We start from the raw sequence: 20,073 nt of genomic DNA on the forward strand, positions 1-20,073 counted from the left end.
CTTACTCACTTAGGCAACTGCTCAACCGCAGTTGGACACATTCTTTTCCTGGCGTTTTGCTTCGCCCCACAGGGCGTCCAACGCTTCGAGGGTGCAATCTTCTATGGGTTGGTGCGTATCGCGCAATGCCTGTTCGATAAAACGGAAACGTCGCTCGAACTTGGCATTGGCGCCGCGCAACGCAGTTTCCGGGTCGACCTTGAGGTGACGAGCCAGGTTGACCGCGGCAAACAGCAGGTCACCGACTTCATCGGCAATGGCCTGCGGATCATTATCGGCCATGGCTTGCAGCACTTCGTCCAACTCTTCGCGCACGTTATCCACCACCGGCAAGGCGTCCGGCCAGTCGAAACCGACCTGGCTGGCGCGTTTTTGCAACTTGGCGGCCCGGGACAACGACGGCAAGGCGGTTGGCACATCATCGAGCAGGGAAAGCTGCTCCGGAGCGTCGGATTTTTCCGCGCGTTCCTCGGCCTTGATCTGCTCCCAGCGTTCCTTGACCTGCTCTTCGCTCAATTGCGGGATATCCAGCGGCGCATACAGGTCGCCGGTTGGGAACACGTGAGGATGGCGCCGGATCAGCTTGCGCGTGATGCTGTCGATCACCCCGGCAAATTCGAAGCGCCCTTCTTCACGCGCCAACTGGCTGTAATACACCACCTGGAACAGCAGGTCGCCCAGCTCACCTTGCAGATGGTCGAAGTCGCCGCGTTCAATGGCGTCAGCCACCTCGTAGGCCTCTTCCAGGGTGTGCGGCACGATGGTGGCGTAGGTTTGCTTGATGTCCCACGGGCAGCCGTATTGCGGGTCCCGCAGGCGGTTCATCAGGTGCAGCAGGTCATCTAGTGAATACATCAATCTCTTTCCACTGAAGATCCAATGTGGGAGGGGGCTTGCTCCCGATAGCGGTGTTTCAGTCACCAGATGTATCAACTGATAGGCAGCTATCGGGAGCAAGCCCCCTCCCACACTTCAAACGGCGTTCACCCAGTTACTCATGGGGTGCGGTTGCGCCGCGTCTCGATGATGTTCGGCAACTGGGAAATCCTCCCCAGCAACCGTCCCAGCGCATCCAACCCAGGAATCTCGATGGTCAGGGACATCAACGCCGTGTTGTCCTCTTTGTTCGAACGGGTATTGACCGCCAGCACGTTGATCCGCTCGTTAAGCAACACTTGCGAGACGTCCCGCAGCAAACCGGAACGGTCGTAGGCACGAATGATGATGTCCACCGGGTAGGTGAGCACCGGCACCGGGCCCCAACTGACCTGGATGATCCGCTCCGGCTCGCGCCCGCCCAGTTGCAGCACCGAGGCGCAATCCTGGCGGTGAATGCTCACGCCACGGCCCTGGGTGATGTAGCCGACGATGGCGTCGCCCGGCAGCGGCTGGCAGCAACCGGCCATTTGCGTCATCAGGTTGCCCACGCCCTGGATCTGGATATCGCCACGCTTGCCCGGCTTGTAGCCGGTGGCCTTGCGTGGGATGAGTTCCAGCTGTTCGTTGCCGCGCTCCGGCTCGACCAGTTGCTGGGCCAGGTTGACCAGTTGCGCCAGGCGCAGGTCGCCGGCACCGAGGGCGGCGAACATGTCTTCGGCGATCTTCATGTTGGCTTTTTCGGCCAGCTTGTCGAAGTCCACCTGGGGCAGGCCCAGGCGCGCCAGCTCGCGTTCGAGCAGGGTCTTGCCGGCAGCGACGTTCTGGTCGCGTGCCTGCAGCTTGAACCAGTGGACGATTTTCGCCCGCGCCCGCGAGGTGGTGATGTAGCCCAGGTTCGGGTTCAGCCAGTCGCGGCTCGGCGTGCCGTGCTTGCTGGTGATGATCTCGACCTGTTCACCGGTTTGCAGGCTGTAGTTGAGCGGTACGATGCGCCCGTTGATCTTGGCGCCGCGGCAGTTATGGCCGATTTCGGTGTGCACGCGGTAGGCGAAGTCCAGCGGCGTGGCGCCCTTGGGCAAGTCGATGGCATGGCCGTCAGGGGTAAAGATATAGACCCGGTCCGGCTCGATATCCACGCGCAGTTGATCGGCCAGGCCGCCGATGTCGCCAAGTTCTTCGTGCCATTCCAGCACCTGGCGCAGCCAGGAGATTTTCTCTTCGTATTGGTTGGACCCGGCCTTGACGTCGGTGCCCTTGTAGCGCCAGTGCGCGCACACGCCCAGCTCGGCCTCTTCGTGCATGGCGTGGGTACGGATCTGCACTTCCAGCACCTTGCCCTCGGGGCCGATCACCGCGGTGTGCAGCGAGCGATAGCCGTTTTCCTTGGGGTTGGCGATGTAGTCGTCGAATTCCTTGGGGATATGCCGCCACAGGGTGTGGACGATACCCAGCGCGGTGTAGCAATCGCGCATCTCTGGCACCAGCACGCGCACGGCACGCACGTCGTAGATCTGGCTGAAAGCCAGGCCCTTGCGCTGCATTTTGCGCCAGATTGAATAAATGTGCTTGGCGCGGCCGCTGATGTCGGCATCCACGCCGGTGGCCTGCAACTCGGAACGCAGCTGGCCCATCACGTCGCTGATAAAGCGTTCGCGGTCCAGACGCCGCTCGTGCAGCAGCGTGGCAATCTGTTTGTATTGGTCGGGTTCCAGGTAGCGGAAGGACAGGTCCTCCAGCTCCCACTTGATATGGCCGATACCCAGGCGGTGGGCCAGCGGTGCATAGATATCGAAGACTTCACGGGCAACGCGGTTGCGCTTCTCGTCGTCAGCAGTCTTTACCGCACGGATCGCGCAGGTACGCTCGGCCAGCTTGATCAGGGCGACGCGCACGTCGTCGACCATCGCCACCAGCATCTTGCGCAGGTTTTCCACCTGGCCCTGGGTGCCCAGCACCATCGATTGGCGCGGGCTGAGGCTGGCACTGATGGCCGCCATGCGCAGCACGCCGTCAATCAGCTTGGCCACCACCGCGCCGAAACGCTGGCCAACGGTTGCCAACGGAATATGCCCTTCACGCACGCCGCGATAGAGCACGGCGGCAATCAGCGAATCCTGGTCCAGCTTGAGATCGGCCAGGATCTCGGCGATTTCCAACCCGGTGCGAAAGCTTGAAGTGCCTTCGGCCCACAGGTTCTTGGCCGCATTGTCTTGCTGCTCAGACTCACGAGCGAACTCGCAGGCTGCCTTCAAGGCTTCACGGTCCAGTGCCGGGTCGACACTGACGGCATGATCCAGCCATGCCTCGAGATTGATACTGCCGTCGGTGTTGATCGGCTGGTGTGCTCTCACCTGTACCATCTTGCTTACCTTCCCTACGACGCACCTTCAGTGCGCCAATGAATCATCGCTGACCTTTTGCAGCAAACTCCCTGGCGGATCAGGGCCTTGGAGAATGCAGGCCAGTCGGATTAAACGGGCATCCTAGCCCGCTTCAAATAACGCCATGGCCTCGACATGCGCGGTCTGCGGAAACATGTCGAGGATCCCGGCACGCTTTAGCCGGTAGCCTTGCTTGACTAACTCAACCGTGTCCCGCGCCAGCGTGGCCGGGTTGCAGGACACATACACCAGGCGCTTGGCCCCCAGGGTGGCGAGCTTGCGCACAACCTCCAGGGCACCATCGCGGGGTGGGTCCAAGAGTACCGCAGAAAAGCCCTGTTTGGCCCATTCCGCGTCCGTCAAAGGCTGGGACAAATCCGCCTGATAAAACTGTGCGTTATGCACATTGTTGCTTGCAGCGTTAAGTGCGGCGCGGTCCACCATGGCCTGCACGCCCTCCACCGCCACCACTTCGCGTGCTTGGCGAGCCAATGGCAAGGCAAAGTTGCCCAGGCCGCAAAACAGATCGAGCACCCGTTCGTCGGACTGTGGCGCCAGCCATTCCAGGGCCTGGGCAACCATCGCCTGGTTGACCCCGGCGTTGATTTGCACGAAGTCTCCAGGCCGGTAAGCCAATTCCAGATCCCAGGCGTCAAGTCGGAAACCCAGGGCCCGGCCGGGTTCGACGGGCTCCGGTTGCCCTTCACCCTGCAGCCACAATTGGGCGTCATGAAAGCTGCAGAATTCTTTCAGCACCAGCATGTCAGCCTCGGACAGCGGCGCCATATGCCGCAGCAGCACGGCGATCGACGAACCACTGAACAATTCCACATGCCCCAGCGCCTGTGGCTTGCTCAAACGACGCAGCATGTTCGGCAGACGCTGCATGATCGGTTGCAAAGCCTGTACCAGCACCGGGCACTGATCGATGGCGACGATGTCTTGGCTGGCCACGGCGCGAAAACCCACTTCGAGTTGCTTTGCCTTGGCGTCCCAACGCACCGCCACACGGGCGCGACGCCGATAACCGAACTCCGGCCCGCTCAAAGGCGGCGCCCATTCTTGCGGTTCGACACCGGCCACCCGCGACAGTTGCTCTGCGAGCATGCGCTGTTTCAGGGCAAGCTGCTCATCGTGCGGCAGGTGCTGCACGCTGCAGCCACCACAACGACCAACATGGATGCAAGGTGCAGGGCGACGCAGTTCGCTGGCCTTGAACACCCGCTCGGTGCGGGCTTCGACCACTATGCCGTGGGTGCCCAACACCCGCGCTTCAACTTCTTCGCCGGCCAGCGCACCATTCACGAACCAGGTACGGCCTTCAAGGAACACAATGCCCCGGCCATCGTTGGCCAGGCGCTCGATGGTCAAGCGCTGCTTCTTGCCTACGGGAATCTGTGGGACCCGGCTGCCGCCCGTCGGCTGGAAGCGCAGGCCTCTCTCGTGCTTGGCCATCAGTTGGGTTCGTCGAAAATGCCGGTCGACAGGTAGCGGTCGCCTCGGTCACAGATGATCGCGACGATCACCGCGTTTTCCACCTCTTTGGACAAGCGCAACATACCGGCCACGGCGCCACCGGAGGACACGCCACAGAAGATGCCCTCTTCACGGGCCAGGCGGCGTGTGGTGTCTTCGGCTTCACGCTGGGCCATGTCGATGATGCGGTCCACCCGCGTGGCGTTGTAGATCTTCGGCAAGTACTCTTCGGGCCAGCGGCGGATGCCCGGGATGGCCGCACCTTCCATCGGTTGCAGGCCAACGATCTGGATCGCCGGGTTCTGCTCCTTGAGGTAGCGCGAGTTGCCCATGATGGTACCGGTGGTGCCCATGGAGCTGACGAAGTGAGTGATGGTGCCCTGGGTCTGGCGCCAGATTTCCGGACCGGTGCTGGTGTAGTGCGCCTCGGGGTTATCACCGTTGGCGAACTGGTCCAGCACTACGCCACGGCCTTCGGCGGCCATGCGCTCGGCGAGGTCACGGGCGCCTTCCATGCCCTCTTCCTGGCTCACCAGAATAAGCTGGGCACCGTACGCGGTCATCGCTGCCTTGCGCTCGGCACTGCCGTTGTCGGGCATGATCAGCACCATCTTGTAGCCCTTGATCGCGGCGGCCATGGCCAGGGCGATCCCGGTGTTACCGGAGGTGGCTTCAATCAGGGTGTCGCCGGGCTTGATCTGCCCACGCAGCTCGGCGCGGGCGATCATCGACAGCGCCGGGCGGTCCTTGACCGAGCCGGCCGGGTTGTTGCCTTCGAGCTTGAGCAACAGGGTATTGCTGGTTTCACCCGCCATGCGTTGCAAGCGGACCAGGGGCGTGTTGCCGACGCAATCGGCGATTGTTGGGTACTGCAAGGTCATGGCGTATTCGCAATCCAGACTGCGGGGGCGAACATCATACCGGGAAAGGCCGGCGGGCCATATCACGCAAAGTGTGGTGCTTATGGCTTATAGGAATAAGCGAAAAAAAAGTGGCGACTGTTCGGACGCCATCGGGAGCAAGCCCCCTCCCACATTCGACCGCATTCTCATGATGGAACGCGATCAACTGTGGGAGGGGCGGTGCGACGATTCGACTTGCTCCCGATGGCCGCACCTCGATAAACCTGCTACTCCTGCCGTCCGCCGCCATGATTTCTCTGAAAAACCTCTTCCCCCATCGCCGCAATCTGCCCTTCGATCAGCGCTTCAAAGGGTTTGAGCAGCGGCTCGAACGATACCGGCACTTCCAGTACCTGCAGCGCTTGCACGATCGCTTCGAGCGTCGACAAGGCTCCAGGCTCCGGCGCCTTGCGCAAGCGATACCGGGAGACGCCGCCGTTGGCCAATGTCACCCGGGGCAACGCCGCCAGCAACGGGTTGAGATGCAGCAATTTGCGCGCCTTGCGCCAGGTGCCATCGGGCACCACCAGCAACAGCGGCTGGTCATCGGGCGCATAGGCTTGCAACGGCTGGGCATCATCGGCAGGAAACAACAGCCGCACCTGATACCCAGGCGCACTCAATAACGTCGCCAGGTCATCAAACACCTCGCCCACCAGCAACTGCGCATTATTCAAGCCCAACGCCGCCAACCGCGCGGTATTGAGCGCATGGTTGACCTCGCTCGGATGCTGCAACAGCAACACGCGGGTACGGCTGTCGAGGTGGGGGATCAGCGCACAGAGACAGTGAGTGGTCGGCCGCAGGCAGCGCGGGCATTGGGGTCTGGACATGTGTTTTCAGGCCTGGTTGAGCTGGGTCTTGAGCAAGTCGCGGAAAGTCTGGATCAGCGGTTCACGGCTGCGACCGCGGCGCATGATCATCGAAAACGGTGCCTGGTAGCCAAACGTGGCGGGCAGCAATACACGCAGGTCGCCCTTGTCGGCCCACGCCTGGGCATAGTGCTCGGGCAGGTAGCCGATGTATGCGCCGGACAGCACCAGGATCAGTTGAGCCTCCATACTTTCCACCGTCGCGGCACTGTGCTTGAAGCCGTGACGCGCCAGCTCGGCCTGGCTCCAATAGCCACGGCCGACCATGCGCTGCTGGGTGATCACTTGTTCAGGGATACGCCGCTCATTGAACAGCGGATGCCGGGTGCTGCAATACAGCCAGTGCTGTTCGCGGTACAGCGGCATGTAGACCAGCCCGCTCATGCGATTGGAAAACGCGCCGATGGCCAGGTCCAGCCGGTTGTCCTGTACACCCAGTTGCAGTTCATAGGGGCTCATCACCGACAGGTGCAGGTGCACTGCCGGGTGCTCCAGGCTGTAGGCGCCGATCACCTCGGCGAAGGGCAAGGCCTTGTCGCTGACGGTGGAGTCGAGCACGCCCAGCTTGAGCGTGCCGCGCAACTCGCCTTTGAGCGCGGCGGCGTATTGCTCGAAGCCCTCGAGCTCGCCCAACAGGCGCAGGGTTTCCTGATGAAACAGCTCACCTTTGCTGGTCAGGCTGAAGCCGCCACGTCCTCGATGGCACAGCACCAGGCCCAGCGTGGATTCGAGTTGGCTCATATACGTGCTGATGGCCGACGTCGACAGGTTGAGTTCGTGTTGGGCATTGGCGAACCCCTGGTGGCGCACGACGCTGGCGAAGATGCGCAGGAGTTTCAGGTCGGGCAAGGCGTTGGCCATCGGGCCTCCAGAAGCTTCAACTAACTGTAGGAGCGAGCTTGCTCGCGAAAAACCTGAGGTCGCCGCGTACATTCTGGATGCCCGCATCATCGTTGACGCTTTTCGCGAGCAAGCTCGCTCCTACAGGATCTGGGAGTTTACCTCAGGCTTTAGTTTAGAAAAATCTGAACTAAGTATTTGCCCCAGCCGATTCTTCCTACGCCAGGCTTTTCGCAGAATCGGCCACTAATAAACAAAACAATGATGAGGCAATCCCGTGGACAAGATTTTCCACCAACCACTGGGCGGCAACGAAATGCCGCGCTTCGCCGGCATCGCCACCATGATGCGTCTTCCTCACCTGCAAACGGCCAAGGGCCTGGACGCCGCCTTTATTGGCGTGCCCCTGGATATCGGCACCTCATTGCGCGCCGGTACGCGATTCGGCCCACGGGAGATCCGTGCCGAGTCGGTGATGATCCGTCCGTACAATATGGCCACCGGCGCTGCACCGTTCGACTCGCTGTCGGTGGCCGATATCGGCGACGTGGCGATCAACACCTTCAACCTGCTCGACGCCGTGCGCATCATCGAAGAGGCCTACGATGAAATCCTTGAGCACGATGTGATCCCCCTGACCCTGGGCGGCGACCACACCATCACCCTGCCGATCCTGCGGGCGATCCACAAGAAACACGGCAAGGTCGGGCTGGTGCACATCGACGCCCACGCCGACGTCAACGACCATATGTTCGGCGAGAAAATCGCCCACGGCACCACCTTCCGGCGTGCCGTGGAAGAAGACTTGCTCGATTGCGACCGCGTGGTGCAGATCGGCCTGCGTGCCCAGGGCTACACCGCCGAAGACTTCAACTGGAGCCGCAAACAGGGCTTTCGAGTAGTACAGGCCGAAGAATGCTGGCACCACTCCCTCGCGCCGTTGATGGCCGAAGTACGCGAGAAAGTCGGCGGTGGCCCGGTGTACCTGAGCTTCGACATCGACGGCATCGACCCCGCCTGGGCGCCCGGCACCGGCACCCCGGAAATCGGTGGGCTAACCACCATCCAGGCCATCGAGATCATCCGCGGTTGCCAGGGCCTCGACCTGATTGGTTGCGACCTGGTAGAAGTTTCGCCGCCCTACGACACCACCGGCAACACCTCGCTGCTCGGCGCCAACCTGCTGTACGAGATGCTTTGCGTACTGCCTGGCGTGGCGCATCGCTGATGAGCGCGCACGAGGTATGAAAATAACAAGAACCGTCTTTACACACTGACAACCAAGGGGGTCGTAGAGCCCCCTCCTCGATATACCTGACTTTTGCTCGCGTGTTTACGGAGCCGGCTGCCGCCTGATCGACCATAAAAAATATAATCGGAGAATCACCGCCATGGCTTTGGATTTATTCGTCGTACTCCTCTACGCCGCCGGCATGCTCGTGCTCGGCTACTACGGCATGCGCCGTGCCAAGACCCACGAAGACTACCTGGTGGCCGGCCGTAACCTCGGCCCGTCGCTGTACATGGGCACCATGGCCGCCACAGTTCTGGGCGGCGCGTCTACCGTCGGCACCGTGCGCCTGGGCTATGTGCACGGCATTTCAGGTTTCTGGCTATGCGCCGCGCTGGGTGCGGGGATCATTGCGCTGAACCTGTTCCTGGCCAAGCCGCTGTTGAAGTTGAAGATATTCACCGTCACCCAGGTCCTGGAAAAACGCTATAACCCCATGGCGCGCCAGGCCAGTGCGGTGATCATGCTGGCCTACGCGCTGATGATCGGGGTGACTTCGATCCTGGCCATCGGCACTGTGCTGCAAGTGCTGTTCGACCTGCCGTTCTGGGTGTCGGTATTGGTAGGCGGCGGCGTGGTGGTGGTGTATTCGACCATCGGCGGCATGTGGTCGCTGACCCTCACCGATATCGTGCAATTCGTGATCAAGACCGTCGGCCTGATGTTCATCCTACTGCCGATCTGTTTGTACCGCGTCGGCGGCTGGGACGAACTGGTTGCCAAGCTGCCAGCGTCGAACTTCAGCGTCACCGCCATCGGCTGGGACACGATCACCACCTACTTCATGATCTACTTCTTCGGCATCCTGATCGGCCAGGATATCTGGCAGCGGGTGTTCACTGCCCGTGATGAGAAGGTCGCCCAATACGCCGGCACGTTCGCCGGTGTCTACTGCATCCTCTACGGCTTGGCCTGCGCGCTGATCGGCATGGCCGCCCATGTGCTGATACCGAACCTGGACAACGTCAACAATGCCTTCGCCGCCATCGTCAAAGCTTCGTTGCCGGATGGCATTCGTGGCCTGGTTATCGCCGCCGCACTGGCCGCGATGATGTCCACCGCCAGCGCAGGCCTCCTCGCCGCCTCCACCGTACTGACCGAAGACCTGCTGCCACGGCTGCGCGGTGGCAAGCAATCGAGCTTGCGCATCAACCGTTTGTTCACCCTGCTGACCGGCGTTGCCGTATTGGGTATCGCCCTGGTGGTGAACGATGTGATCAGCGCCCTGACCCTGGCCTATAACCTGCTGGTAGGCGGTATGTTAGTGCCATTGATTGGCGCGATTTTCTGGAAACGTGCGACGACCTCCGGGGCGATAACGTCCATGACCCTGGGCTTTGTGACCGCGTTGGTATTTATGTTCAAGGATGGACTGGACGCAAACACGCCGATTTACTACAGCCTGGCGGTCGCGCTGGTGAGTTTTGTGCTGGTGAGCTTAGTGTCGCGCCGACCGGATACAGTGGCGGCTCGGACGGTTTGAGCTATAAAAGGATTTAGCGAGTTTCTTCAGCGGGCGCGACGTCGGAGGTCGCGCCCGTTTTTTTCGCCTTGAACAAACAAGTGCGAGAGCGAGTAATTAGCGGCGACGTGGCCGACGCTGCTCATCATCCGTACGGATCGGCACCGGTTGCAGCGGTGGCTCGATCAAGCCCAGCGCAACGCCAAGGTCATGGAGCCAGTTCTGGATTTTCTCTTTCATGGTTGCCCCCTTTGAGGGTAGTGCTGGTCGGCGTGAGTTCTGTCGCCGTTTCCTACAGTGATAGTAGCCCTAAGTCCTAGGTATTGCTTGAACGAAACCACAACGAACTATTACTGGATTGATCTGAATCCTGACGGATCGTTCAAGCAATCGCACGGGTATCTGGCAAAGACTCGGCCCTACCCTCTTGCTGCAGGTCGATCCATGCGTTGAGGTTAGCGCCGAGCATACCCTTTCGCCACATCAGCCAGGTGGTTGCAGTGGCAAAAGGCCCAGTCAGCGGATGAACGGACACGCTGTCCTTGCCTGGCAGGCTGTCGAGCATGGATTCGGACATCAACGCCACGCCGGAACCGGCGATCACGCAAGCGAGCATGCCTTGGTAGGACTCGATCTCGATCGCCCGCCCCATGGCGACGCGATCATGGGAAAACCAGGTTTCCAGGCGGGTACGGTAGGCGCAGCTGCGTCGAAAAGTGAACACCGAACGGCCAGCCACATCCTGTGGACCGCGCACCGGCGGGTGATCAGCCTCGCAAATCAGCACCAGGCGCTCTTCGCATAAGGGCACGCCATCCAAGGTGGCGATAGTCATCGGACCGTCCACAAAAGCTGCGTCCAGACGTCCAGTAATCAAACCTTCCAGCAGCTCCCCGCTGGGTGCCGACTGCACCTGCAGGTTCACCATGGGATAAGTCTTGTGATAACGCGCCAGCAGTTTCGGCAAGTGGACTGCCGCGGTGCTGTACATGCTGCCCAACACAAAGTCACCGGCCGGTTGCCCGCCTTGTACGGCGCCGTGGGCTTCGTCATGCAGCGCCAGCAGCCGAGTGCTGTAGTCCAACAGCACCTTGCCCGCAGGAGAAAGCTGCAAACGCTGGCGTTCGCGAACGAACAGCTCGATGCCGAGCTGTTCCTCCATCTGCTTGAGCCGGGTCGAGAGATTCGAAGGCACGCGGTGCAGACGCTCAGCCGCACGGGTAATGGAGCCCTCTTCGGCCACGGCCTGGAAAATCCGCAATTGACTGAACTCCATACCTTTCTCCAAAACTGAATAAGTTACTCACTATTATTCATTTTTACAGAAAGTCAATCCGTCTTAGCCTGCAAGTCATTCGCTTTTTTGCAGGAACCCTGAACATGTCACCGCTGATTCGTTTACTCGCCAGTTTCATCGCACTGATGATGGCCATGGGTATTGGCCGCTTCGCCCTTACCCCACAAATGCCACATTTGCTCAGCGAAGGTCAGATCGACCTGACCGGCGCCGGGCTGATCGCAGCCGCCAACTACCTGGGCTACTTCGTAGGCGCGGTGGACTCGATCTTTGCCCGCAGCCACCACCATGTACGCGGGCGCCTCTACGGCGGGCTATGGCTCTGCGTATTGTTGACCCTGGCATCGTACTGGGCCAACGGGTTCTGGCCGCACCTGCTGTTGCGCTTCGGCACCGGCGTGGCGAGCGCCTGGGTATTGGTGATGATCACCAGTTTGAGCCAACCTCTGGCGATTGCCGCCGGCAGACCACGCCTGGGCGCGTTGATCTTTGCCGGGCCAGGGCTGGGGATCTTGATGACAGGTTTGCTGGCGCTGGGCTCGAACCTCAGGGGGCAAAGTTCTGCCACGCTGTGGTTGATTTACGGCGTGGTGGCGCTGCTGATGCTGCTGGCGATCCTGCCGTTTTTACCGAAGCCGACCCTCGCACCTGCACAGGCCGCCAGCCCAGGTAATAACGGCAGCATCGCGCACCTGTGCTGGATCTACTTTTTATTCGGCCTGGGCTACATCATCCCGGCGACCTTTCTCTCGCAGATGGCCAACGCACAGTTCAAAGGCGCCTGGCAGGCCGATCTATTCTGGCCCTGCTTTGGCCTGGCGGCCGCACTGGGTGTGGGGGTGGCAAGCTTGCGCCGCAAGGACCCGCACACCACCCGTCACTGGCTGATGGCAACCTTGTGGCTGCAAGCAGTAGGCGTGTTTGCCTGCCTGCTCGGCAATAGTTGGGGCCTGGCGCTTGGTGTATTACTGTGCGGTGCGCCGTTCCTGGCCTGCATGCAATTGGTGATGGCACGCTTGCGGGAAGTCGCGCCCCACGGCTACCAACGCAGCACCGGGCTGTTGACCGCCAGCTTTGCCATCGGTCAACTGAGCGGGCCATTGCTGGCGTCGGTGAGCAGCCACCTCAGTGGTGGCCTGCAACCGGCGCTGGTCATCGCCGGTGTCGGTTTGTTATTGGCGGGCTCAGTCTTGATCAACCGTCGATTACCGACGCAGCCGATGTGCACACAGATGGCCGACGGTGCAGCACATCGCGGTTAGGCAGGTGCCCCACGCCATGTCCATCACTGCCAGCCCGGCTGACCAGCCTTCAAGCGTGGCCCAGTTGCTCAGGTCATAAGTGCCATAGGCCACCAGGCCAAGCAAGGCGCCCAAACGCGCAGCGCGTTGCCACGTTGCGCTGGGCAAGATCACCAGCACCACACAACCGAGCACATACAGCAGATAGAACAATACCGCCGGCAACAAGCGCGGCTGATCAAGCATCAGCGGGCCGAGCAAAGATTTGTAGGTGGGCCCCATGAGCACGCCCAGCCACAGGCCGTCGAGTACCAGGAAGGCGATCAAGGTGCCAAGGTAGGCAAAAAGCGTTCTCTTGAACATGACACAAGCCTTTGTAGGAGCGAGCTTGCTCGCGAAAAACGTACATCCGACGCCACGCTGCGCCTGGAATATTTTCGCGAGCAAGCTCGCTCCTACAAAGAGCCAGGCACACTCAGCTTAGTTCAATGCGATCGGCATGAATCACAATCTGGCCCTGCTTGTAGAGCGCACCAATAGCCTTCTTGAAGTTGCCCTTGCTCACGCCGAACAAGTTGCTGATCACGGCCGGATCGCTTTTATCGCTGACCGGCAGGGTGCCATTGTTGTCGCGCAACTTGGCGAGGATCTTGGAGTTCAGGCTGGAGGCCGCTTCCTGGCCGACCGGTTGCAGGCTCAGGCTGATGTTGCCATCGGCGCGGATCTCCTTGATAAAACCTTTTTCTTCCTTGCCCGGGCGCAGGAACTTGAACACTTCGTTCTTGTGGATCAGGCCCCAGTGCTTGTTGTTGATGATTGCCTTGAAGCCCATGTCGGTGGCTTCGGCCACCAGCAGATCGACTTCCTGGCCCACTTGGTAGTTAGCTGGCGTCTTGTCCAGGTAGCGGTCAAGACGTGCGGTGGCGGTGATGCGCTTGGTGTGCTTGTCGAGGTAGACATGCACCACGCAATACTCACCCGCGGTCAATTGGCGTTTTTCTTCCGAATAGGGCAGCAGCAGATCCTTTGGCAACCCCCAATCGAGGAATACACCGATGCTGTTGACCTCCACAACTTTCAAACTGGCAAATTCGCCGGCTTGAACTTTGGGTTTTTCGGTGGTGGCGATAAGTTTGTCATCGCTGTCCAGATAAATGAAAACGTTAAGCCAGTCTTCATCTTCACTGGGAATATCTTTAGGGATATACCGATTAGGCAAGAGGATTTCCCCATCTTGCGCACCATCGAGGTACAAACCGAAGTTAGTGTGCTTGACTACTTGCAAGCTGTTGTAGCGCCCGACTAAAGCCATTTCCAATACCCTCATTGCGTGGGCGGCATTCTACCCGAGTTGCGCCTTGCACGCGCGCAGGCCTGAAAATTCACAAGCTGGCATGGCGTTTCACTGGCAACACTCCACTCGTCTGATCAATCGGTTGAGTTTTGCCCTGTCATCAACCCCGGCCCGCCCAATGGTTTCGAGCTAAAACAGCAAGTTAGCGCTTTATTTCATCGATTAACTGAGATTATTTCGGATCTCAGCACTTATTCTCCGGGGATATTTGCCAAGCAATTGTCAAGTATTTCCTGTACGATGCCTGGCCAAGTTAATTTTCTACAGGTTAGTGGCCGCCATGCGCGTAAAAGCATCCAACAGCAAAGCAAAGCCAGCTCCCGCCGTTGAAACCAGCGAATCGATCAACAGCCAGATTGCTGCGTTCCTCAAGTCCGGTGGCGAAATCCAGCAGATTGCCAAGGGCGTGAGCGGCCAGACTTTCGGCCCGTCCAAGCAGATCAGCCTGGGCAAGAAGTAATACCTGCGCACTGCATCTGGTCCCTAAGCGTCTTGCCCTCAAGGCGCTAGGACTAGAGTTTGAAACACCCTCGCACCGCATCCAATATCAAGCTAATCGACGAACGGGTCTCAACACCTGGCATTCGCCGGTATCCTTGCACACGTCTAGCACGGGCATCTGCTCGAACCCATCCGTTACTGCTCCTCGCTTTTCATGGAGTGAAGCATGCTTAAACGCTGCATTTTCCTGGTCAGTATCCTGGTCGCCAGCCCATTGGCCGAAGCGCAGATTTTCCAGCGCGAACTGGGTGACTTCGACCTGAAATTGGGCACCACCCCCAGCCGGAGCATGGCCCAGGGCCTGGTCAAGCCGACCTCCCCTGGTAGCGACTCGTTCCACGGCGGCCTGGACTTGAGCCACGACAGCGGCCTGTATTTCGGCCAGTTTTCACCGAACATGGGCCTTTCCTCACCCAACAATCTCGAAGTCGACTCCTACCTGGGTTTCAAACGCCCTTTCGACCAGACCCTGGGCTATGAAGTGGGCTTGATTCACTATAGCTACCCCAAGGTCAGCCCCCTCGACAGCCAGGAGGTCTACGGCGGCCTGAATCTGTTGGGCAACCGCTTTGGCGTGTCTTTCAGCAACGACCCCGACCGCCAGGACAGCACCCTGTTTGCCGACCTCGGCGGCACCCAGCCTTTCGGTATCGGCGTCAGCATGAAGTACACCACCCACCAATTGGGCACACCGGTCTCGGTGGAAAACGGCGCCATCAGCAGTTTCAGCGATTGGTCGGTGCAATTTTCCCGGGCGTGGAAAGGCATTGACCTGGACCTGATCTACAGCGATTCCAGCCTCAGCGGCGGTGACTGCTCGGCCTACTCCGGACACAATTCGCAATGTGACGGTCTGTTGACCTTGAAGGCTGTCCGGCCGTTTTATTGATGGGCTGAACTGTCGCACCCCGCGCAGGTTCACATGCATTAACCCCATCCGTGCAAGGACTCGCCCATGTTGCGCCGGCTCAAACTCCTGATGGTACTGTTGACCCTGAGCCTGGTGCTCGCCGGCTGCAATCGCGTGGGCCTGGCCTACCGTAATCTCGACGTGATCATCCCCTGGACCCTCAACGACTACCTGGACATGAACGCCGGGCAAAAGAGCTGGTTCAACGATACCCTCAAGGAACACCTGGCCTGGCATTGCACCACACAATTGCCGGGTTATCTGGACTGGCTGGACCGCCTGCAGCAAATGGTCGACAGCAACCAAATCACTGACGCCGCGCTGCAAACCCGAACCGTCGAAGCCAAGCAGGCGATTGCCGAGATCGCACGGGAAATCACCCCGTCCGCTGTGCAGTTGCTGCAAGGTCTCGATGATCAGCAGGTCAAGGACATGAGCGAGGCCCTTGCCAAGGACCTGCGCAAACGCCAGGACGAATACCTCAAGCCACCGCTGGCCCAGCAGGTCAAGGAGCGCGCCGAGCGCATGAGCAAGCGCCTGGACGCCTGGATCGGCCCGCTGAGCGCCAGCCAGCAACACCGCGTAACGGCCTGGTCCATCGCCCTGGGTGAACAGAACCAGGCGTGGATCGGCAACCGCGCCCATTGGCAGGCGCAGTTTATCGAGGCCGTCGAGCACCGCCACGACGCCGACTTCCCGCAGAAGATGCAACGTTTGCTGGTGGACAGGGAGAGCTTATGGACGCCTGAATACCGTGCTGCATATGCTCAGACCGAAGCGGCAGCGCGCAGCCTGATCGTGGACCTGATGGCTGAGAGCACGATGCAACAGCGGCAGAAGCTGAAGCAAAAAATCGACGGCGTACGGAGCGATTTCAAAGCACTCAAATGCCTCAAGGCCGGCGCAAATCAATAGGGAAGGGAGCAGGGCTCCCACCCACATTGGATTCGGGGGTTAGATAGCGCCACCGGCAATCGCAGCTTTGGAAGAGACTTGATCGAAGGTCGCCTCCTCCAGCGCGTCCTCCTGCTCGTCCATCACTTGACGGGGGTGCTCATTGCCAGGAATCGAACTGTCGATCAACGCCAGCAGGCTTGCGCCCCGCGGGGTCAAGATGAAGTTCTCACCGTTGCCGCCCTCCTCTTCGGGACGCGACTCAATGAACCCGCGCTTGAACAGCAGCGCCTCGTAGTCCGCAGCAGTCTTTTTCAGCGCATCCAGATTCCCGGTGTCCTCGCCAGCCGTCGCTTTATCAGCAGCTTCCTGTTCGGCGTATTTACGCGGGGCAAAGCTACCCTCGCCGTTCTGCACTTCATGCAGCAGACGTTCGATCAGATCCCAGTTGTAAGTCGTCATCCTGATTCCTCCTGCAGGCCGATGGAAAATTAGCCCGTCATAGGTAGTGACACGTGCGGGCACTGGCCGTTCACCCGGATAGACGGGCGTCATTTCTCTGAACTTTCCAGACGTTCGCCGCCTCAACTGCCTATACCGCCAAGGAGGTCCGACCATGAAAACCCTGAGAAACCTGGCCATCGCCGCCACGTTGCTTGCCGCCCTGCCCGCCTGGGCTTGTACGCTCGACGAGGCCACGGCCAAGCGCGAAGAACTGGCCAAGGAAGTGACCAAGCTCACCGAGCAGAACCCAACCAAGGCCAAGGAGATGAATGACGAGTTGCAGAAAATGGATCTGGATACCGAAAGTGCCGAGTTTCCGGACAAGTGCCAGTTGATTGATGCCCGGCTTAAGGAATTGAAGGAAGCGGCCGCCAAAACAGAAAACTGATGGCGAAAAAAAACCGGACATCGTCCGGTTTTTTTATGCCCAGCTGCTTATTCGGCAGCCGGTGCTTCTGGCTTGCGGCGCTTGAGCGGCGCCATGCCGTCCTTGCTGACCAGCGACAGGTTGTCGGTCTTCGGCCGGTTGGCGATCTTGCGCTTGGTCGGCGATTTGGCGCCGGCCTTTTTCTTGTCACCCTTGGCGTCGGTCTTTTTCTTCTTCACGCCCACGGCCTTGCCCGAAGCCTTGACCTTCTTCGGCCCGGTGTAGGTGCCTTTGACTTCCTTGATGATGCGGCGCTCGAACGACTGCTTGAGGTAGCGCTCGATGCTCGACATCAGGTTCCAGTCGCCGTGGCAGATCAGCGAGATGGCCAGGCCATCGTTGCCGGCACGTCCGGTACGGCCAATACGGTGTACGTATTCGTCGCCGCTGCGAGGCATGTCGAAGTTGATCACCATGTCCAGGCCGTCCACGTCCAGGCCGCGGGCGGCGACGTCGGTGGCCACCAGGACCTTCACGCCGCCAGCCTTGAGGCGGTCGATGGCCAGCTTGCGGTCCTTCTGGTCTTTCTCGCCGTGCAGCACGAACGCCTTATAGTCCTGCGCCACCAGGCGACCGTAGATGCGGTCAGCCGCGGCCCGGGTGTTGGTAAACACGATGGCCTTCTGATAGGTCTCGTTGGCCAACAGCCAGTTGAGGATCTGCTCTTTGTGCACGTTGTGGTCGGCGGTGACGATCTGCTGGCGCGTGGTCGCGTTGAGATCGCTGACGTTGTTGACCTGCAGGTGCTCGGGGTTGTTCAGGACCTTGGCGACCATGTCGCGCAGGGTCGAACCGCCAGTGGTGGCGGAGAACAGCATGGTCTGCTGGCGATTGACGCACTCGGCCACCAGGCGCTGCACGTCATCGGCGAAGCCCATGTCGAGCATGCGGTCGGCTTCGTCGAGCACCAGCACTTCGACTTCCTTGAGATCAAGGTTACCGGCATTGAGTTGCTCGATCATGCGCCCCGGAGTGCCGATCAGGATGTCCGGCACCTTGCGCAGCATGGCGGCCTGGACCTTGAAGTCTTCGCCGCCGGTGATCAGGCCGGACTTGATGAAGGTGAACTGCGAGAAGCGCTCCACTTCCTTCAAGGTCTGCTGGGCCAGCTCGCGGGTCGGCAGCAGGATCAAGGTCTTGATGCTCACACGGACTTTGGCCGGGCCGATCAGGCGGTGCAGGATCGGCAAGACAAAAGCAGCGGTCTTGCCGCTGCCGGTTTGAGCCGTCACCCGCAGGTCACGCCCCTGGAGCGCGAGCGGGATGGCCGCTGCTTGCACAGGCGTAGGCTCGACAAATTTAAGCTCGGCCACGGCTTTGAGCAGGCGTTCGTGCAGGGCGAATTGGGAAAACACGGGTGCTACCTCGAAGAAATACAAAATATCAGCGGCATAGGTTACCGGTTTCGCGCGTCCAAACCGAGTTTCTTTACGCGAACAGGGCTAATCAGCTGCTTTTTTGTCAGCGTATTTGTCTAGAACGTCAACTTTGTTGCACTTAAATGCTCTAATCCCCCCGTCTCGCCTTACAGAAGAATCGGTTTCATTCATGGATATCAAACAGCTCTGGCTCAACGCCCAGGACCTCTGGGGCACCCTCGATGAACATCCGCTGCTGCACGCCGGCCTCGGCTTGCTGGTGTTGCTGGTGATGGCCCTGCTACTCGGACGGGTAGCACGCTACCTCATTATTCACGCCATCAAATTGCTTGGCCGGCAACCGGCCCTGCACTGGCTCAACGACCTGCTGCACAACAAAGTCTTCCATCGCCTGGCGCAGATGACCCCGTCCCTGGTGATCCAGTTCGGCCTGTACCTGGTGCCGGGCCTGAGCAAGACCGCCATCCTGTTTATCGGCAATGTGGCCCTGGCGATCACCATTCTGTTCCTGGTGCTGGCCATGAGCGCGCTGCTCAATGCCCTGCTGGACATCTACGCCCGTACCGAACACGCGCGCACCCGCTCGATCAAGGGCTATGTGCAACTGGCGAAGATGGTGTTGTTCGTGTTTGGCGCGATCATCATTGTCGCTACGCTGATCGACCGTTCGCCGCTGCTGTTGCTGTCGGGGCTGGGTGCCATGTCAGCGGTGATCCTGTTGGTGTACAAGGACACCCTGCTGTCATTCGTCGCCAGCGTGCAGCTGACCAGCAACGACATGCTGCGGGTCGGCGACTGGATCGAAATGCCCCAGGTCGGCGCGGACGGTGATGTGGTGGATATCACCCTGCACACGGTCAAGGTGCAGAACTTCGACAAGACCATCGTCTCCATCCCCACCTGGCGCCTGATGTCCGAGTCGTTCAAGAACTGGCGCGGCATGCAGGCTTCCGGTGGGCGGCGCATCAAGCGCAGCCTGTATATCGACGCCAGCGGCGTCCGTTTTTTGCGCGATGACGAAGAAGTGCGCATGACCCAGGTGCACCTGCTCACCGGCTACATCGGTCGCAAGCAGGCCGAACTCAAGGCCTGGAACGAAGCCCAGGGCCACAGCGCGCAACTATCGGCCAACCGCCGGCGCATGACCAACCTCGGCACGTTCCGCGCCTACGCACTGGCGTACCTGCAAAGCCACCCGGACATCCAGCCGAACATGACCTGCATGGTGCGCCAGATGCAGACCACCGCCCAGGGCGTGCCGCTGGAGATCTACTGCTTTACCCGCACCACGGCGTGGGGCGATTACGAGCGGATCCAGGGGGATATCTTTGATTATCTGTTGGCGGTGTTGCCGGAGTTCGGGTTGAGCCTGTATCAGCAACCGAGCGGCAATGACCTGCGCGCCGGCGTATTGCCTGCCTTGGTCGGAGCCACCCAGGTGTCCAACGTCGAAACGGTGTGAT

20 protein-coding genes are annotated in these 20,073 nt (G+C 60.1%); 8 read left to right on the forward strand and 12 right to left on the reverse strand.

Features of this window, described 5'->3' with window-relative positions; genetic code table 11:
* Window positions 1-21: 21 nt before the first annotated feature.
* From mazG to ASD70_RS02905, 6 genes are all read right to left on the reverse strand, one after another.
* Window positions 22-855: a nucleoside triphosphate pyrophosphohydrolase gene (gene mazG, locus ASD70_RS02880; protein WP_056845601.1), complete on the reverse strand. Its 834-nt coding sequence runs from the start codon at window positions 853-855 to the stop codon at window positions 22-24.
* Between the two features lie 140 nt (window positions 856-995).
* The gene (gene relA / locus ASD70_RS02885; RefSeq protein WP_046071741.1) at window positions 996-3,239 is read right to left on the reverse strand and encodes a GTP diphosphokinase; all 2,244 of its coding nucleotides are present in this window, start codon (window positions 3,237-3,239) and stop codon (window positions 996-998) included.
* A 123-nt stretch (window positions 3,240-3,362) separates the two neighbouring features.
* Window positions 3,363-4,715 (reverse strand): 23S rRNA (uracil(1939)-C(5))-methyltransferase RlmD, encoded by a 1,353-nt coding sequence (rlmD, locus tag ASD70_RS02890; RefSeq protein ID WP_056845602.1) that lies wholly within the window; start codon window positions 4,713-4,715, stop codon window positions 3,363-3,365.
* On the reverse strand, window positions 4,715-5,617 hold the full coding sequence (gene cysM / locus ASD70_RS02895; protein ID WP_005790197.1) for a cysteine synthase CysM: 903 nt from the start codon (window positions 5,615-5,617) through the stop codon (window positions 4,715-4,717). Before cysM ends, rlmD begins: the two co-directional genes overlap by 1 nt.
* A 248-nt stretch (window positions 5,618-5,865) precedes the next feature.
* A complete protein-coding gene (locus ASD70_RS02900; protein ID WP_056845603.1) occupies window positions 5,866-6,471 on the reverse strand; it encodes a tRNA-uridine aminocarboxypropyltransferase in 606 nt (201 codons plus the stop codon).
* A gap of 6 nt (window positions 6,472-6,477) precedes the next feature.
* A complete protein-coding gene (locus tag ASD70_RS02905; RefSeq protein WP_056845604.1) occupies window positions 6,478-7,371 on the reverse strand; it encodes a LysR family transcriptional regulator in 894 nt (297 codons plus the stop codon).
* Window positions 7,372-7,627: 256 nt separating this feature from the next.
* Here ASD70_RS02905 and speB point away from each other — a divergent pair, with 256 nt between their 5' ends.
* Window positions 7,628-8,578, forward strand: coding sequence for an agmatinase (speB, locus tag ASD70_RS02910; protein WP_056845605.1), 951 nt, complete (start codon window positions 7,628-7,630; stop codon window positions 8,576-8,578).
* A 163-nt stretch (window positions 8,579-8,741) separates the two neighbouring features.
* Window positions 8,742-10,124, forward strand: coding sequence for a sodium:solute symporter (locus tag ASD70_RS02915; RefSeq protein WP_056845606.1), 1,383 nt, complete (start codon window positions 8,742-8,744; stop codon window positions 10,122-10,124).
* Between the two features lie 96 nt (window positions 10,125-10,220).
* Here ASD70_RS02915 and ASD70_RS29715 read toward each other — a convergent pair whose 3' ends face one another.
* Both ASD70_RS29715 and ptrR read right to left on the reverse strand, forming a co-directional pair.
* Window positions 10,221-10,343 (reverse strand): PA1414 family protein, encoded by a 123-nt coding sequence (locus tag ASD70_RS29715; RefSeq protein ID WP_003193089.1) that lies wholly within the window; start codon window positions 10,341-10,343, stop codon window positions 10,221-10,223.
* 142 nt (window positions 10,344-10,485) lie between these two features.
* Entirely contained in the window at window positions 10,486-11,379 is an 894-nt protein-coding gene (gene ptrR / locus ASD70_RS02920) for a putrescine utilization regulator PtrR (protein ID WP_056845607.1), read from the reverse strand.
* A gap of 104 nt (window positions 11,380-11,483) precedes the next feature.
* On the opposite strand from ptrR, the gene ASD70_RS02925 reads away from it, so the two are divergent.
* Window positions 11,484-12,662, forward strand: coding sequence for an MFS transporter (locus ASD70_RS02925; protein WP_056845608.1), 1,179 nt, complete (start codon window positions 11,484-11,486; stop codon window positions 12,660-12,662).
* Here ASD70_RS02925 and ASD70_RS02930 read toward each other — a convergent pair.
* Both ASD70_RS02930 and ASD70_RS02935 read right to left on the reverse strand, forming a co-directional pair.
* The gene (locus ASD70_RS02930; RefSeq protein ID WP_056845609.1) at window positions 12,606-13,004 is read right to left on the reverse strand and encodes a DUF2177 family protein; all 399 of its coding nucleotides are present in this window, start codon (window positions 13,002-13,004) and stop codon (window positions 12,606-12,608) included. The two genes, ASD70_RS02925 and ASD70_RS02930, sit on opposite strands and share 57 nt — an antisense overlap.
* Before the next feature lie 112 nt (window positions 13,005-13,116).
* Entirely contained in the window at window positions 13,117-13,953 is an 837-nt protein-coding gene (locus ASD70_RS02935; RefSeq protein WP_056845610.1) for a CvfB family protein, read from the reverse strand.
* A gap of 322 nt (window positions 13,954-14,275) precedes the next feature.
* On the opposite strand from ASD70_RS02935, the gene ASD70_RS02940 reads away from it, so the two are divergent.
* The 3 genes from ASD70_RS02940 (at window position 14,276) to ASD70_RS02950 (ending at window position 16,321) form a co-directional block, all read left to right on the forward strand.
* Window positions 14,276-14,455, forward strand: coding sequence for a hypothetical protein (locus tag ASD70_RS02940; RefSeq protein WP_003193095.1), 180 nt, complete (start codon window positions 14,276-14,278; stop codon window positions 14,453-14,455).
* Window positions 14,456-14,662: 207 nt separating this feature from the next.
* Complete coding sequence (locus ASD70_RS02945; protein ID WP_056845611.1) at window positions 14,663-15,385, forward strand: TorF family putative porin; 723 nt, start codon at window positions 14,663-14,665, stop codon at window positions 15,383-15,385.
* A gap of 66 nt (window positions 15,386-15,451) precedes the next feature.
* The gene (locus ASD70_RS02950; RefSeq protein ID WP_056845612.1) at window positions 15,452-16,321 is read left to right on the forward strand and encodes a DUF6279 family lipoprotein; all 870 of its coding nucleotides are present in this window, start codon (window positions 15,452-15,454) and stop codon (window positions 16,319-16,321) included.
* Window positions 16,322-16,360: 39 nt separating this feature from the next.
* Here ASD70_RS02950 and ASD70_RS02955 read toward each other — a convergent pair whose 3' ends face one another.
* Window positions 16,361-16,762, reverse strand: a complete 402-nt coding sequence (locus ASD70_RS02955; RefSeq protein WP_056845613.1) for a hypothetical protein — start codon at window positions 16,760-16,762, stop codon at window positions 16,361-16,363.
* Between the two features lie 154 nt (window positions 16,763-16,916).
* Between ASD70_RS02955 and ASD70_RS02960 the strand changes: the two genes are divergently transcribed.
* Entirely contained in the window at window positions 16,917-17,192 is a 276-nt protein-coding gene (locus ASD70_RS02960; RefSeq protein WP_056845614.1) for a hypothetical protein, read from the forward strand.
* 47 nt (window positions 17,193-17,239) lie between these two features.
* Here ASD70_RS02960 and ASD70_RS02965 read toward each other — a convergent pair whose 3' ends face one another.
* The gene (locus tag ASD70_RS02965) at window positions 17,240-18,586 is read right to left on the reverse strand and encodes a DEAD/DEAH box helicase (protein ID WP_056845615.1); all 1,347 of its coding nucleotides are present in this window, start codon (window positions 18,584-18,586) and stop codon (window positions 17,240-17,242) included.
* 193 nt (window positions 18,587-18,779) lie between these two features.
* Here ASD70_RS02965 and ASD70_RS02970 point away from each other — a divergent pair, with 193 nt between their 5' ends.
* Window positions 18,780-20,072, forward strand: coding sequence for a mechanosensitive ion channel family protein (locus ASD70_RS02970; protein ID WP_056845616.1), 1,293 nt, complete (start codon window positions 18,780-18,782; stop codon window positions 20,070-20,072).
* Window position 20,073: the final 1 nt, after the last annotated feature.

Origin of the sequence: Pseudomonas sp. Root569 (assembly GCF_001427465.1) — a bacterium.
Classification (GTDB): Bacteria; Pseudomonadota; Gammaproteobacteria; order Pseudomonadales; family Pseudomonadaceae; genus Aquipseudomonas; species Aquipseudomonas synxantha.

Excerpts from the sequence above, each read along its gene's own strand:
- mazG (WP_056845601.1), bottom strand. The coding sequence starts at position 855 with ATGTATTCACTAGATGACCTGCTGCACCTGATGAACCGCCTGCGGGAC.
- relA (WP_046071741.1), bottom strand. The coding sequence starts at position 3,239 with ATGGTACAGGTGAGAGCACACCAGCCGATCAACACCGACGGCAGTATC.
- rlmD (WP_056845602.1), bottom strand. The coding sequence starts at position 4,715 with ATGGCCAAGCACGAGAGAGGCCTGCGCTTCCAGCCGACGGGCGGCAGC.
- cysM (WP_005790197.1), bottom strand. The coding sequence starts at position 5,617 with ATGACCTTGCAGTACCCAACAATCGCCGATTGCGTCGGCAACACGCCC.
- ASD70_RS02900 (WP_056845603.1), bottom strand. The coding sequence starts at position 6,471 with ATGTCCAGACCCCAATGCCCGCGCTGCCTGCGGCCGACCACTCACTGT.
- ASD70_RS02905 (WP_056845604.1), bottom strand. The coding sequence starts at position 7,371 with ATGGCCAACGCCTTGCCCGACCTGAAACTCCTGCGCATCTTCGCCAGC.
- ASD70_RS02915 (WP_056845606.1), top strand. The coding sequence starts at position 8,742 with ATGGCTTTGGATTTATTCGTCGTACTCCTCTACGCCGCCGGCATGCTC.
- ASD70_RS29715 (WP_003193089.1), bottom strand. The coding sequence starts at position 10,343 with ATGAAAGAGAAAATCCAGAACTGGCTCCATGACCTTGGCGTTGCGCTG.
- ptrR (WP_056845607.1), bottom strand. The coding sequence starts at position 11,379 with ATGGAGTTCAGTCAATTGCGGATTTTCCAGGCCGTGGCCGAAGAGGGC.
- ASD70_RS02925 (WP_056845608.1), top strand. The coding sequence starts at position 11,484 with ATGTCACCGCTGATTCGTTTACTCGCCAGTTTCATCGCACTGATGATG.
- ASD70_RS02930 (WP_056845609.1), bottom strand. The coding sequence starts at position 13,004 with ATGTTCAAGAGAACGCTTTTTGCCTACCTTGGCACCTTGATCGCCTTC.
- ASD70_RS02935 (WP_056845610.1), bottom strand. The coding sequence starts at position 13,953 with ATGGCTTTAGTCGGGCGCTACAACAGCTTGCAAGTAGTCAAGCACACT.
- ASD70_RS02940 (WP_003193095.1), top strand. The coding sequence starts at position 14,276 with ATGCGCGTAAAAGCATCCAACAGCAAAGCAAAGCCAGCTCCCGCCGTT.
- ASD70_RS02945 (WP_056845611.1), top strand. The coding sequence starts at position 14,663 with ATGCTTAAACGCTGCATTTTCCTGGTCAGTATCCTGGTCGCCAGCCCA.
- ASD70_RS02950 (WP_056845612.1), top strand. The coding sequence starts at position 15,452 with ATGTTGCGCCGGCTCAAACTCCTGATGGTACTGTTGACCCTGAGCCTG.
- ASD70_RS02955 (WP_056845613.1), bottom strand. The coding sequence starts at position 16,762 with ATGACGACTTACAACTGGGATCTGATCGAACGTCTGCTGCATGAAGTG.
- ASD70_RS02960 (WP_056845614.1), top strand. The coding sequence starts at position 16,917 with ATGAAAACCCTGAGAAACCTGGCCATCGCCGCCACGTTGCTTGCCGCC.
- ASD70_RS02970 (WP_056845616.1), top strand. The coding sequence starts at position 18,780 with ATGGATATCAAACAGCTCTGGCTCAACGCCCAGGACCTCTGGGGCACC.